The organism is Sporosarcina sp. A2 (assembly GCF_050858885.1).
GTDB lineage: Bacteria > Bacillota > Bacilli > Bacillales_A > Planococcaceae > Sporosarcina.
The window spans coordinates 1,343,001-1,356,527 of record NZ_CP193898.1; the positions used below are offsets into that span (position 1 = coordinate 1,343,001).

The window sequence follows — 13,527 nt, forward strand, 5'->3', positions numbered from 1 at the left end:
AGTATTATGTAAAGCTAGAAAAAACCCCACTCCTATGGTAACAGGGGAGTGGGTTCGGGAGTATCAACTAAAACTTGTCCCATTTTAGAGAAATCGTATCCTTTTATTGTAGAAAGCTCTTTCTGAAAGGCTTCAGACTGTAAAATTTCAAGAATAGTTTTGCGAAGTGGAACGTTATCAGCACGCTTCAGTATTACTAAGTCATATTGTTCTGTCGTCATAGGAATGTAGTCAACGTTCACTAAATGAGCAGCTGATTCTATCCCAACACCGACATCCGCATCTCCTGCAGCAACTTTACTTGCTACTGCTAAATGATTTTGTTCAATCTGATCGTACCCGGATATCGTTTTTGGAACTATGCCTTCAAGTCGCAAGCGTTCATCCATCAATACACGAATACCCGATCCGAGTTCGCGGTTAATAATCTTCACGTCATTTCGGTTAAGATCACGCCAGCTTGTGAGGTTTTTTGGATTCCCAGGTTGAACGTAAAATCCTGATGAACGAATGAAGAGATTGACAACCGTATAATCGCGTCCATTTAAAATTCTACGTATATAGGGCATGTTGTAGGATCCAGTATCTCCGTCGAACAAGTGAACGCTCACAAGATCTGCTTCTCCTTGGACAAGTGCTAGCAAACTGTTCAAACTTCCTGTGTGTGAACGGAGTGTACGGTAGGCTGCGGTTGTTTCAGTAATAGCATTCGCTAATAAGTCTAAAACGACGTCCTGTCCGCTAACGATAATCTGTTGATGTGCATGTACCTCTACGCTGGTTGGAGAACTGTGCAACTCTACGAGTGGCGGGTTAGACGTTTCAGGCGTCACTTGTGGCGGAAGAGAATCATTTTGTTTAGATGTACGGTTTTTCATAACCTTCATTCTATCTTTATAGGCCTCAAAGTCAGAAGCTTCAATCCTCATTTGTCGGCCCACTCGATATGCTACAATTTCTCCTTTCTTAATAAGATCGTAAACGGTCAATTTAGAGACTTGTAGCAAATCAGCGAGATCCTCCGTAGTATAGGAAACTTCATCATGAATTGTCATGTTACATCCCTCCAACTCTTTTATCTATCTTCTCCTATTAAGTGAATTATTGCAATAGACTTAACCGTTTATATTTCGAACGTTTAGAATTAATTGATTAATTATATTTAGATATAACTACTACGCATAGGTATAAAAAGATATTTATAGTTGTTCTTAGCTATAAGTAGCTATAAGTAGTTATAAGTAGTTATAGTTGGTTATAAGTAAATATATATAAACAAGTTTAGATGTTAGCTAATTCACTAATAGGACGAAAATTCAAGAATCTGTTTCGACTAAAAGTGGTCACGATTTGAAGTTGTAAAACAAGCGAATCAGGTATTAGGACTAAATAAGGCTTGATTGTCCAACTGAGTCATGGAACAATGAAATAAATCCCTATGTAAATAGAATGGGTATCGGAGGCGATTACAATGGGTGAAATTACGATTGTTGCGCTAATTACAGAAGAAGAACTGATTGAGGCTTATCCGATTATGAATCAACTCCGTACGCACTTAGACCAAGAAGAGTATTTAGAGTTGGTTTACGAGTCTGGAGCAAAAGAACGGTACCAGTTGCTTGGGTTACGTGATGATGGTGTATTGAAAGCAATCATTGGTTTCAAACCGATGATAACTCTCTATTATGGTCGATCCCTTTGGGTGTGTGACTTAGTGACAGACAAACAAGCGCGCTCAAATGGCTACGGTGATAAGTTGCTTACACATGTAGAGCAATGGGGGAAACAGCACAAGTACGAATCCATCGCGCTGTCTTCAGGTCTGCAACGCACAAGTGCACATCACTTTTACGAAGAAAAAATGCATTATAGCAAAGTAAGTGTAGTCTTTAAAAAGGAATTTTAAGAAGAAAAGTGCGGTTTTACGAGTATGCGAACACGGATGCGAACAGCCAGCGGATGCTTGATATCTGCTGGTTTTACTACTGATTAAGGAGTTGTTACTGTATGTGGATCAACGAAAATGGAATGCTGCGACAAACTTCAGATGAAACACGCGTGAAATTCAGGACGTCACTAAGTAAAGAGATACTTGATCAGCTGAAGCAGCAATCTGAGCAACACGGTACATTCGTGAATTATTTATTAGAAGACGGATTGAAAGTTGTATTACAACAAGATACGGTTTTATTCAATAAAGAAACACGGCCAAAAGACCGGATCCAGTATAAAACAACATATGATAAAACGTTGTTGGAAGCGATACGATTGATGGCTAAAGAGCATAAGTTATATATCAATGATGTGATTGAGTATGGTGTACAATTCATTGATGTAGAGCGGGCGAAAGCAGGGCAACATAGATATAGGATTGAATAAACGTTGCTTTCCTTTGACGCCCCCGTCATAATATATATTATAGGAAGCTACGTATCACTAATAAGTATACTTAGGACAGTGAGATAAAACAGCGAAATTGAGTTGATTTCAATAAAAATCTAAAACGCGACTTATTTTACTTGAGTCGCGTTTTAGTATGATTTCTATAGCTAATCTGTGTTCAATTAGATTACTTTCACTGGAATCACTGCATCTTCTATAGCAGGTTCTTCTAGTTGGATCTTACGCTGTTTCATTTGCCAGAAAAATAATGTCGTCAAACTGATACTTATCGTTCCGAATACTATAACCATTACTTGCAGTCCTACAATATCCAGGAACGCCCCAGTTGCCAGCAACACTACTTGAAACACAACTCTCTCTAGCATATTTCGGAATGAGAAAAATCGCCCATGAAATTCTTTCGGCATCTGCTTCTGGAAAATAACCATAGCTGTTGGGAAAAAACATCCTAAACTGAATCCTAGTACGATAAATGATGCTACTGTGAACAGTTGGCTTTGCGCAAAGACTAATAAGAATTCTGCAACTGCTACCATACTTGCAAAGAAAAACAGGATTATCGTCGTTCGCCATTTCAACGCAATTTTCTTAACTACGAATGATCCAACCATGAATGCAATTCCTTCGCACGTATAAATCAGACCCTTAATAGACGATGAATCTTGGATTTCACTAATATTGATAACAATTAAATTAAAGGAACCTAAAAATAATAACGGAATCAATGTCATCACAAGTGTCATACCCACTGCAGGATATGCTTTTAAAACAGGAAAAACTTCCATGAAGCCACCGGTTGAACCTCCTGATTTAACGATAGCCTCCTTCCCTTCCCCTTCATCTATCCGTAGCATGAATGTAACAATGAGCAATACACCGTAAGCGAGGATTGAAATCCAATAAAGTGATGATAGTGACCAATACACTAACGTGACACCCGCTAACGCAGTCCCTGACACGCGTGCAATGGTTGCTACGTTCATGTGCATCCCGTTCATCGTTAGTAAGTCATTGTCTCTTACAACGAGCGGAATGGCTGCCTGTAGCGCTGGGAAGTAAAACGTTGCTGCGAGCTGAATACTAATTACAAAAGCAATCATCCACCACACAGAGTCAGTTGCGATGGCGACGAGCATGAAGATGACACTTACAAGTCGACCTGCTCCAGCAAGAATAAGAATACGTTTTTTTGCATACTGGTCAATGATTTTTCCAGCTAAAGGGCCTGCCAGAATCCCTGCTAAGAGACCGAGGGATAAAATAAGTGCTTTTACGAAGTCAGAGGGGATTTTTTCTTGCATAAACTCTAAATTACCGATAATCCCCGTCCATAGACCAATTCCTGCAATCAATTCTCCAGAAAGAATGATCCAAACATTGCGATTTTTCCACATGCATCTTTCCCACTTTCTCCATAAGTAATTCGCTTTCCGAATTAGTATACGATAGAAACGCAAAAAGCACACGAAATTTTGAGAATTCCGTGTGCTTTTTCATCGTAATTTATTATTTACCTGTAGGTTTATCGGTTTTTGCTGTAGGTTCATAATACAACCGACTTGCTGCCCCGTTTTTCGTTTCATCGGAAATCGCACTTCCGTTTGATTGCCGATCTGATAATCGTAAACTGCTCGGATCGACTTCAGTTTTGACGTCTTTCACGGTTGTTAGAATCAGTTTTTCGCTGCATCCAGTGATTTTTGCACCTATGACGCGGTATGGATTCTTTTTCAATTCTTTAAGAATCATGATCCCTCGCTGAGCACGTGAACCGACTTCTATTTCTTTTAATGCTGTCCGTTTCACGGAACCACGCTGGGTAGCTACGACAATCGATGCGGAACTGTCTGTAATGACTTCCGAAGAAACGACATAGTCTTCCGGCTTTAAGTTAATACCTTTTACGCCACCTGTTCGAACGCCTGTCGTACCGACATCACTAAGTGGGAACCGTAAAATATAAGCCTGATTCGTTACTAGGACTGCATCTTCACTTCCCTTTACGATGCGCGCGTCTAGCAATCTGTCACCCTTTTTAACATTCATACCTTTATAAGCGCGGCCGTATCGCTGAACGTGGAAATCAGCGAGTTTGGAGAGTTTTACAAATCCGTTTGCACTAATCGTTAGTATCGAGTGAACGTCATCAAATTGTTCCAGGCCAATCGCCGCCACAATCGATTCATTCGGCTCGAGGGAGACAATACTGGAAATATGTTGTCCAAGATCACGCCATTTAATATCCGGTAACTCATGTACCGGCTGGTAAATGTAATTCCCGAGTGATGTAAATAGCAACAGATGATGCTGCGTATTCATAGTGCGCTCGAGTACCGCGTAATCGGACTCTTTCATCGTCATACCTGTTCCGTTTGAAGCAGAATATGAACGCAATCCAGTACGTTTTACATAGCCTTCTTTCGTGACAGAAACAACGACTTCTTCACTAGGAATAAGAATATCTAGATCAACTTTCAATTCTTCGATTTTCTCTTCGATGACAGAATTCCGAGGTTCCGCAAAACGCTTACGGACATCGTGTAGTTCACTCTGTATGACGCGTGATAGTTTAGCAGGACTTTCTAAAATTGCATTGAGGTTCTCTACCAATTTACGTAAAGCGTCTTGTTCTTGTTTCAACTCAGTAATATCGGTATTTGTTAAGCGATAGAGTTGCAAGGAAACAATCGCTTCTGCTTGGATCTCTGAGAATTCAAAGCGAGTGATTAAGTTATTTTTTGCGTCGCGTTTATCATTAGAACTCCGGATTGTCTGAATGACTTCATCCAAAATAGATAAGGCTTTCATTAAACCTTCTACGATATGTAGACGCTCTTGAGCCTTTTTAACGTCATGCTGAGAGCGTCGAGTGACTACTTCTTTCTGATGACCGATATACGCATCCAGTAGCATCGTTAAGGACATTAGCTTCGGACGTCGATCAGATATCGCCACCATATTAAAGTTATAAGCTACTTGTAAATCGGAGTTTTTCAACATATACTTCAAAATCGGCTCGCCATCGATATCTTTTTTCAGTTCAATGACGATACGAAGTCCAGTACGATCCGATTCGTCTCGCACTTCGGCAATCCCATCAAGTTTACGATCAACGCGTAACTCATCCATCTTTTTCACAAGATTGGCTTTGTTGACGTCGTAAGGGATTTCAGTAATGACAATCTGGGATTTTCCGGCTTTCAACTGTTCAATTTCAGTTTTAGAACGGACAATAATCCGTCCTTTTCCTGTTTCATACGCAGTTTTAATGCCGTCAGTCCCTTGAATAATTCCACCTGTCGGGAAATCTGGACCTTTTATAACTGTCATGAGCTCATCCACAGTCGCTTCAGGGTTATCCATGCGCATAAGTACTGCATCAATGGCTTCATGAAGCGCATGTGGTGGAATATCTGTTGCATATCCTGCAGAGATCCCTGTCGATCCATTGACAATTAAGTTCGGGAATCGCGCAGGTAACACGGTTGGTTCTGGCTCTGTGTCGTCAAAGTTAGGGATGAAATCTACAGTTTCTTTGTTGAGATCCCGTAACATTTCACCTGCAATTGATGAAAGGCGTGCTTCTGTATAACGCATTGCAGCGGCTGAATCGCCATCTACAGAACCGTTATTACCATGCATTTCGATCATCATATGACGCAGTTTCCAGTCCTGACTCATCCGTACCATCGCTTCGTACACAGATGTATCTCCGTGTGGATGGTAGTTACCGATTACGTTACCGACCGTTTTTGCGGATTTACGGAACGCTTTTTCATGTGTATTGCCTTCGTTGTACATGGCGTACAAAATACGTCGTTGTACTGGCTTCAATCCGTCGCGTGCATCAGGTAATGCACGATCTTGAATAATGTATTTACTATATCGACCAAAGCGATCGCCGATAACTTCCTCTAACGGAAGGTCCTGAAAGCGTTCTGTTGCAGTCATTCCACTTCCTCCTCAACATGCAGGAATTCGTTTTCCAATATTGTGCTGCCTTCTTCTAATCCGAAGTCGACATTGTTTTCAATCCACCGACGACGAGGTTCTACTTTGTCCCCCATCAAGGTTGTCACTCTGCGCTCAGATTGTGCGCCATCTTCAATCGTTACCCGGATGAGCGTACGAGTTTCAGGATTCATGGTAGTATCCCATAGCTGTCCTGCGTTCATCTCACCAAGTCCTTTGTATCGCTGAAGCATGTAGCCCTTGCCGATTTTGTTCGTTGCAGCACCAAGCTCCCGCTCTGTCCACGCATACTCAACTTTTTCTTTTTTACCGATCCCTTTAGAGACTTTATAAAGAGGCGGTAACGCTATGAAAACTTTACCAGCTTCAATAAGCGGTTTCATGTAGCGATAGAAGAATGTCAATAATAGCACTTGGATGTGTGCGCCATCCGTGTCGGCATCGGTCATGATAATGACTTTATCGTAAGCGGCATCTTCAATTGTGAAGTCTGCACCGACCCCTCCACCAATTGCATGGATGATTGTATTGATTTCTTCATTTTTCATAATATCTTCGAGTTTTGCTTTTTCGGTATTAATGACTTTACCGCGGAGTGGCAGGATCGCTTGGAAGGTACGGTCGCGTCCTTGCTTCGCTGAACCGCCAGCAGAATCTCCCTCGACGAGGTACAATTCGTTCTTCTTTGCGTTTCTCGATTGAGCTGGTGTCAGCTTGCCGGAAAGGAGGGTATCCCCTTTCTTCCGCTTCTTACCTGAACGTGCGTCTTCCCGTGCTTTACGAGCAGCCTCGCGCGCCTGGTGTGCACGAACGGCCTTACGTATAAGGTTTGCACTCAATTCCGCATTTTCTTCTAAGAAATAGAGTAAATGCTGTGAAATGACCGCATCTGTGATCGTTCGCGCTTCACTTGTACCGAGCTTTCCTTTTGTTTGACCTTCAAATTGTAAGATTTCTTCAGGAATGCGCACAGAAACAATGGCTGCGATACCTTCTCGGATATCAGAGCCATCCAAATTCTTGTCTTTTTCTTTCAATAAACCAGTCTTCCTCGCATATTCATTAAATACACGAGTCATTGCAGTTTTTGCACCCGTTTCGTGTGTTCCGCCATCCTTTGTTCGAACGTTGTTAACAAACGATAGAATGGTCTCTGAATACCCGTCGTTGAATTGGAATGCAAACTCCACTTCGAGATCCTCAGACTCGCCTTCGAGGTATGCGACTTCGTGAAGTGTATCCTTTTCTTCGTTCAAGTAAGAAACGAAGGCTTTGATGCCAGTTTCGTAGAGGAACGTTTCAGTCTTTTCCGTGCTCTCTTCTACAAGGACGATTTTTAATCCTTTTAGTAGGAATGCGGATTCTCGTAAGCGTTCTGCAAGAATGTCATATTGATATTTAGTCGTGGAAAAAATCGTGGTATCCGGTTTGAAGTGAATCGTCGTACCGGTCTCTTTCGTTTTTCCGATAACTTCTAACCCTGTTGCAGGTTTACCACCATTCTCAAAACGCTGTTTGAAAATCTGTCCTTCACGGTGGATGATTACGTCCAACCACTCAGAAAGTGCATTAACGACTGAAGCTCCAACGCCGTGAAGTCCGCCACTTGTTTTATAGCCACCCTGACCAAACTTTCCTCCAGCATGGAGGACGGTCAAAATAATTTCAGTTGTCGGTTTCCCTGTTTTATGTGTACCTGTAGGCATGCCTCGTCCGTAATCCCGTACACTAATGCTGTTATCGGAATGGATCGTGACGTTTATCTCAGATCCGAAGCCACTTAGTGCTTCATCGACAGCATTATCTACAATCTCGAATACAAGGTGATGTAACCCTCGTGCATCCGTTGACCCGATATACATGCCAGGTCGTTTCCGTACTGCTTCCAGACCTTCGAGCACCTGGATTGAATCGTCATTATACACGTTAACTTCTTTTTGTTTCGTCAAGATGAAACCTCCATCAAACAAATGTTCTTATTTATCTAATGATACGTTGCCTTTTTTCTCGTGTCAACAAGACACATCGGCACTATGCTTAAATAATTGTATAGAAGAAAGCTTTTTATTGCAATGACAGACGTGCTAGCACTTATCTGTAATTGTCGTTCTGTGCAGGTTCTGCTAAAATGAAAGGGATACATAATTTTACACGAAGGGGCTTGTCATGGATATTATTTTATTGCTCGTACTCGCTTATCTAATCGGCTCTCTACCCTCTGCGCTTTGGATTGGAAAACTGTTTTATAAAACAGATATTCGCGAACATGGCAGTGGGAATATGGGAGCGACCAATACATTTCGTGTCCTGGGTAAAAAAGCAGGGATTGCCGTTACTGTATTTGACATTTTAAAAGGAACTGCCGCTGTCCTTATAGCGTCGCTTCCCTACTTTGCGGATACGCCTGTTCATCCGTTAGTGGTAGGTGTAATAGCGGTTGTCGGTCACATGTACCCTATTTTTGCGAAGTTTAAAGGGGGGAAAGCCGTTGCGACTTCTGCGGGTGTACTACTCGGATATAGTTGGCCGATATTCGTACTCGTTGTCCTCACGTTTTTGCTCGCATTAAAGATTACAAAGATGGTCTCTCTCACTTCCATGATCGTTGCAGTGATGGGTTCAATCTACGGGATAGTGTATTATTTCCTCACAGGGGATATCTATGTAGAACTGGTCATTGTCTTGATGGGCGCGTTCATCTTTTATCGTCACCGTGCAAATATCGCACGCATTAAAGCAGGAACTGAACCTAAGGTAACGTGGTTGTAATAGACTTAGTAGCGGTGCAGAGAGGTGGATTTCTCAATGAATATACACATTTCGCAAGAAGCAGCTCAATGGTTTGTCGATGAAATGGACGTAGAAGCTGGCAATGCTATTCGATTTTTCGCACGGTATGGCGGTAGCAGTCCATTGCATGAAGGGTTTTCGTTAGGAGTGATTAGTGAACACCCGGATGAAGTGGCTGTGGAAACTAGTATCGGAGACGTTCGTTACTACATTGAAACACGAGATCTTTGGTACTTTGACGGGCACGATTTGCATATCGGAGTGAATCCAGATCTAGGTGAATTGAAGTATGATTACGTTAGGCCAGAGTAAACGCAATTGCTGTGTTTAGGGCTCCTTGAACTAGACAGACAATTCTTCTTTTGGTATAATGGCTATGAAAAATGGATAACGTAAAAAAACCAAGAAGATGTGATGATCTTCTTGGCTTTGTAATAGAAATAGCGTTCGCTTCAAAGGCGAATTGCATTGTGCGAAGTAAACCGCTCCTATGCTTGGAGGCTCAAGGGCGGTTTACTTTTTTCTTGAAAAAGTATATGACAAAGCAAGAATGGCCACGATCAAACTACTGAAACCGATCATGAGACTTAGTGCTTCAAATGGTGTCATACGCATCACCTCCTCCCGCCTGATACGTTTTCAGGAAGTAGGGATTGCAGGTCTGCGAACCGCCTATGAGCTCGTGCTATTCTAGTACATTATCGAGTATATCATAGTTTAGTGGCTCGTACATACGTTCTGGATGGGTTGCAATTATAGGTTTCCCTTGGTGGCATCACGTATTTTTTGCGTGGTGTTTTTTTGTGCGGTTTTGGAGTGACGGGAGTTTGAGCGGATTTGGGGTTTATGATCATATATCGAGATTTATGAGCGATTTCACCGGGTTATGAGCGCATTTTGTGATTTATGAGCGGATTCCTCAGGTTATGATCGCATTCTGAAGTTTATGAGCGGATTCCTCAGGTTATGATCACATTCTGCGATTTATGAGCGAATTATCCAAGTTATGATCATATTCCCCTCCTACAGGTAATCCCCAACCATATAAAAAGGCTTCCTGTGCTGTCCAGGAAGCCTTTTCTGCAATTAGTTGACTGTTTTTGCGATTTCGGCATACTTTGCATCCCAAATAGGGTCGATTTTACGGAGTGAAACGGGTCGGAATGTGTCTTTTCGCACGACAACGTGTTCTGATGTTGCTGTTGCCGCCACTGTGCCGTCTGCGTGTACGATTTCATAACCATAGGAGGTTCGTAACTTACCGTGCGATTCAATCCATGTGCGGACAGTTGCAGTCGCACCGTAGCGCATGGCTGCTTTGTACTTGATGGACAAATCAGTTACGGGCGATAGATATCCATCTGCTTCGAGTCCTGCATACGTGAAGCCTAGATCTTCTATTAGCTTCGTCCGTCCTATTTCCATCCACACTAAGTAATTCGCGTGATACACAACACCCATCTGATCCGTTTCTGCATAGCGGATTTCAATTTCCTTCTCACTGATAAACATAACCTGTCACCTCTTCTACCTAGACAATTATACAAAAGTCGATTAAAAATAGCAGTTTTGACGAATCGAAAAAACCCCTCTTACTGAAATGAATCAGCAAGAGGGGTTATGGGTATTACTTTTCTAACATCTTGTTACGAAGTACCATTTGAAGAATTCCGCCGTGACGGTAGTAGTCGATTTCGACTTCTGAATCGAAACGCGCAAGCGCATCGAATTCCGTTACAGTGCCATCTGCAGTAGTAGCAGTCACTTTCAAGATGTCGCGTGGCTTCACGCCTTCAGCGATATTAACACTGATTGCTTCTTCACCTGTAAGTCCGAGAGATGCTGCGCTTTGTCCATTGACGAACTGAAGTGGAAGCACACCCATCATTACAAGGTTTGAACGGTGAATCCGCTCGTAGCTTTCAGCGATAACTGTTTTGATGCCGAGAAGAGATGTCCCTTTCGCAGCCCAGTCACGTGAAGAACCCATTCCGTAATCTTTACCAGCAATGATTGCTAGTCCAGTACCTTGTTCTTGGTACTTCATGCACGCATCATAGATTGGCATGATTTCTTTATTTGGCCAGTACGTTGTGTACCCGCCTTCTGTGCCTTTAGCGATTTGGTTACGGATACGGATATTCGCAAACGTACCACGCATCATCACTTCGTGGTTACCACGGCGTGAACCATATGAGTTGAAGAAACGTGGCTCTACGCCGTTTTCACGTAGGTAGAGGCCTGCCGGTGTATCTTTACCGATTGCTCCAGCTGGTGAAATGTGATCTGTTGTAATTGAATCACCAAATTTACCTACTACACGCAAGTCGTTCAACGTTGCGATGTCTGAAGGCTCTTTTGAAAGACCTTCGAAGAACGGTGGGTTTTGGATATATGTCGAGTTTTCATCGAAATCATACAATGCATCATCAGTTGTTTCGATTGCATTCCACGCTTCGTTTTCAGAGAACACACGTGCATATTCTTTGCGGAATAGTTCAGGAGTGACCGTTTTTTCGATCATTGCCTTTACTTCTTCCGTAGAAGGCCAGATGTCGCTGAAGAATACATCTTTGCCGTCTTTACTCTTACCAATTGGCTCTTTTTTGAAGTCGATGTCCACTGTTCCAGCGAGTGCATACGCAACAACTAGTGGCGGTGAAGCCAAGTAGTTCGCTTTTACGAATGGGTGGATCCGTCCTTCAAAGTTACGGTTACCGGAGAGAACGGATGAAACGAGCAAGTCGTTATCGCCAATTGTCTTCTCGATTTCCGGAAGCAATGGACCGGAGTTACCGATACAAGTTGTACAACCGTATCCAACTGTGTTGAATCCGATTTGGTCGAGGTACTTATCAAGACCTGAGTCTTGTAGGTATCCTGTAACAACTTTTGAACCTGGTGCGAGTGAAGTTTTCACGTATGCAGGAGGTGTAAGTCCGAGCTCAACCGCTTTTTTAGCGACAAGTCCAGCACCAAGCATTACGTATGGGTTCGATGTATTAGTACATGAAGTGATGGCAGCAATCGCAAGATCGCCTGTTTTCATTTCCATTTTTGTACCATTTGCGAACTCGATAGTACCACTCTTCTTCATTTCTTTCGGCGTAAGTCCGAATCCTTGGTTGCCTTCAGGTGCAACAACCGCGTCATTAAATTCACGCTTCATCTCTGTGAGTGGAATCATATCTTGTGGACGTTTTGGTCCAGCAAGGTTCGCTTCTACTTGAGTCAAATCGATTTCGATGACTTCTGTGTAGATAGGATCATCCTTGTCTGGTGTGAAGAACATGTCGTTCTCTTGTAGGTACTTCTTCACGACAGCGATATGATCTGCATCACGTCCTGTTAAGCGCATGTAGTTAAGTGATTCTTCATCAACCGGGAAGAACCCACATGTTGCGCCGTACTCAGGTGCCATGTTTGCAATTGTTGCACGGTCTGCAAGTGGTAATTGAGGAACGCCTGGTCCGAAGAACTCGACAAATTTGCCTACAACACCGTGAGCACGCAATGTTTGCGTCACTTTAAGTGCAAGGTCAGTCGCAGTTGTTCCGTTTGGTAGCTCACCTGTCAATTTAACACCGATAACTTGTGGAATTGGGAAGTAAGAAGGCTGTCCAAGCATGCCTGCTTCTGCTTCAATTCCGCCAACGCCCCAGCCAAGTACGCCGATTCCGTTGATCATCGTTGTATGCGAGTCGGTTCCAACTAATGTATCTGGATACGTTTCGAACGTTCCATCTTCATTTTTAATTTCATGTACAACGCTTGCCAAGTATTCAAGGTTTACTTGGTGAACGATACCCGTTGCAGGTGGAACCGCACGATAGTTGTCGTATGCTTTTTGTGCCCAGCTCAAGAACTGGTAACGCTCAGCATTACGTTCAAATTCAAGTTCCATATTTTTCTGAAGTGCATCTGCTGTTCCGTAGCTGTCAACTTGAACCGAGTGGTCAATAACAAGGTCTACTGGAATTTCAGGGTTGATTTTATCTGGGTCTCCGCCCATTTCTGCCATTGCAGAACGAAGGGATGCTAGGTCAACGACAACTGGTACACCAGTGAAGTCTTGTAAGATTACGCGAGATGGTTTGAATGGTACTTCTGCATCCGCATCTGCGTCCTTACCCCATTTTGCCAAGTTGTTTACATGATTGTCTTGAATGACATATCCGTCGTGTTGGCGTAGAACGGACTCTAATAGTACTTTGATCGAGTAAGGTAGTCTTGAGACTTTCGCAATACCTGCGTCTTCAATCGCTCCAATGCGGTAATAGTTATACGTGTTACCGTTTAGATCAAACGACGATCGGCTGTTATGAAAATTGCTTTTTGTCATTGCTGAATTCCTCCTTTACG

The 13,527-nt window shown here is 42.7% G+C and carries 11 protein-coding genes; 4 read left to right on the plus strand and 7 right to left on the minus strand.

What is annotated here, in order from left to right:
• Positions 1-32: 32 nt before the first annotated feature.
• Positions 33-1,055 carry a substrate-binding domain-containing protein gene (locus ACRPI0_RS06620; RefSeq protein WP_432355529.1) on the minus strand — a complete coding sequence of 341 codons (1,023 nt, stop codon included), beginning with the start codon at positions 1,053-1,055 and terminating at the stop codon, positions 33-35.
• Between the two features lie 416 nt (positions 1,056-1,471).
• Between ACRPI0_RS06620 and ACRPI0_RS06625 the strand changes: the two genes are divergently transcribed.
• Together ACRPI0_RS06625 and ACRPI0_RS06630 are read left to right on the plus strand one after the other, a co-directional pair.
• The gene (locus ACRPI0_RS06625; protein ID WP_432355530.1) at positions 1,472-1,906 is read left to right on the plus strand and encodes a GNAT family N-acetyltransferase; all 435 of its coding nucleotides are present in this window, start codon (positions 1,472-1,474) and stop codon (positions 1,904-1,906) included.
• A gap of 101 nt (positions 1,907-2,007) precedes the next feature.
• Entirely contained in the window at positions 2,008-2,379 is a 372-nt protein-coding gene (locus tag ACRPI0_RS06630) for an rRNA methyltransferase (protein ID WP_432355532.1), read from the plus strand.
• 185 nt (positions 2,380-2,564) lie between these two features.
• Here ACRPI0_RS06630 and ACRPI0_RS06635 read toward each other — a convergent pair whose 3' ends face one another.
• The 3 genes from ACRPI0_RS06635 to parE form a co-directional block, all read right to left on the minus strand.
• Positions 2,565-3,797: an MFS transporter gene (locus tag ACRPI0_RS06635; protein ID WP_432355533.1), complete on the minus strand. Its 1,233-nt coding sequence runs from the start codon at positions 3,795-3,797 to the stop codon at positions 2,565-2,567.
• A 112-nt stretch (positions 3,798-3,909) separates the two neighbouring features.
• Entirely contained in the window at positions 3,910-6,354 is a 2,445-nt protein-coding gene (gene parC / locus ACRPI0_RS06640) for a DNA topoisomerase IV subunit A (RefSeq protein WP_432355534.1), read from the minus strand.
• A complete protein-coding gene (gene parE / locus ACRPI0_RS06645; RefSeq protein ID WP_432355535.1) occupies positions 6,351-8,324 on the minus strand; it encodes a DNA topoisomerase IV subunit B in 1,974 nt (657 codons plus the stop codon). The genes parC and parE overlap by 4 nt, the downstream gene beginning before the upstream one ends.
• A gap of 217 nt (positions 8,325-8,541) precedes the next feature.
• Here parE and plsY point away from each other — a divergent pair, with 217 nt between their 5' ends.
• Both plsY and ACRPI0_RS06655 read left to right on the plus strand, forming a co-directional pair.
• The gene (plsY, locus tag ACRPI0_RS06650; RefSeq protein WP_432355537.1) at positions 8,542-9,144 is read left to right on the plus strand and encodes a glycerol-3-phosphate 1-O-acyltransferase PlsY; all 603 of its coding nucleotides are present in this window, start codon (positions 8,542-8,544) and stop codon (positions 9,142-9,144) included.
• Between the two features lie 36 nt (positions 9,145-9,180).
• Positions 9,181-9,477 (plus strand): HesB/YadR/YfhF family protein, encoded by a 297-nt coding sequence (locus ACRPI0_RS06655; protein WP_432355538.1) that lies wholly within the window; start codon positions 9,181-9,183, stop codon positions 9,475-9,477.
• Positions 9,478-9,678: 201 nt separating this feature from the next.
• On the opposite strand, the gene ACRPI0_RS06660 is transcribed toward ACRPI0_RS06655, so the two are convergent.
• The 3 genes from ACRPI0_RS06660 to acnA all read right to left on the minus strand — a co-directional run bounded on the left by ACRPI0_RS06660 (position 9,679) and on the right by acnA (position 13,507).
• A complete protein-coding gene (locus ACRPI0_RS06660) occupies positions 9,679-9,780 on the minus strand; it encodes a putative holin-like toxin (protein ID WP_432355540.1) in 102 nt (33 codons plus the stop codon).
• Between the two features lie 471 nt (positions 9,781-10,251).
• Positions 10,252-10,677: an acyl-CoA thioesterase gene (locus tag ACRPI0_RS06665; RefSeq protein WP_432355541.1), complete on the minus strand. Its 426-nt coding sequence runs from the start codon at positions 10,675-10,677 to the stop codon at positions 10,252-10,254.
• A gap of 115 nt (positions 10,678-10,792) precedes the next feature.
• The gene (gene acnA / locus ACRPI0_RS06670) at positions 10,793-13,507 is read right to left on the minus strand and encodes an aconitate hydratase AcnA (protein WP_432355543.1); all 2,715 of its coding nucleotides are present in this window, start codon (positions 13,505-13,507) and stop codon (positions 10,793-10,795) included.
• Positions 13,508-13,527 lie beyond the last annotated feature (20 nt).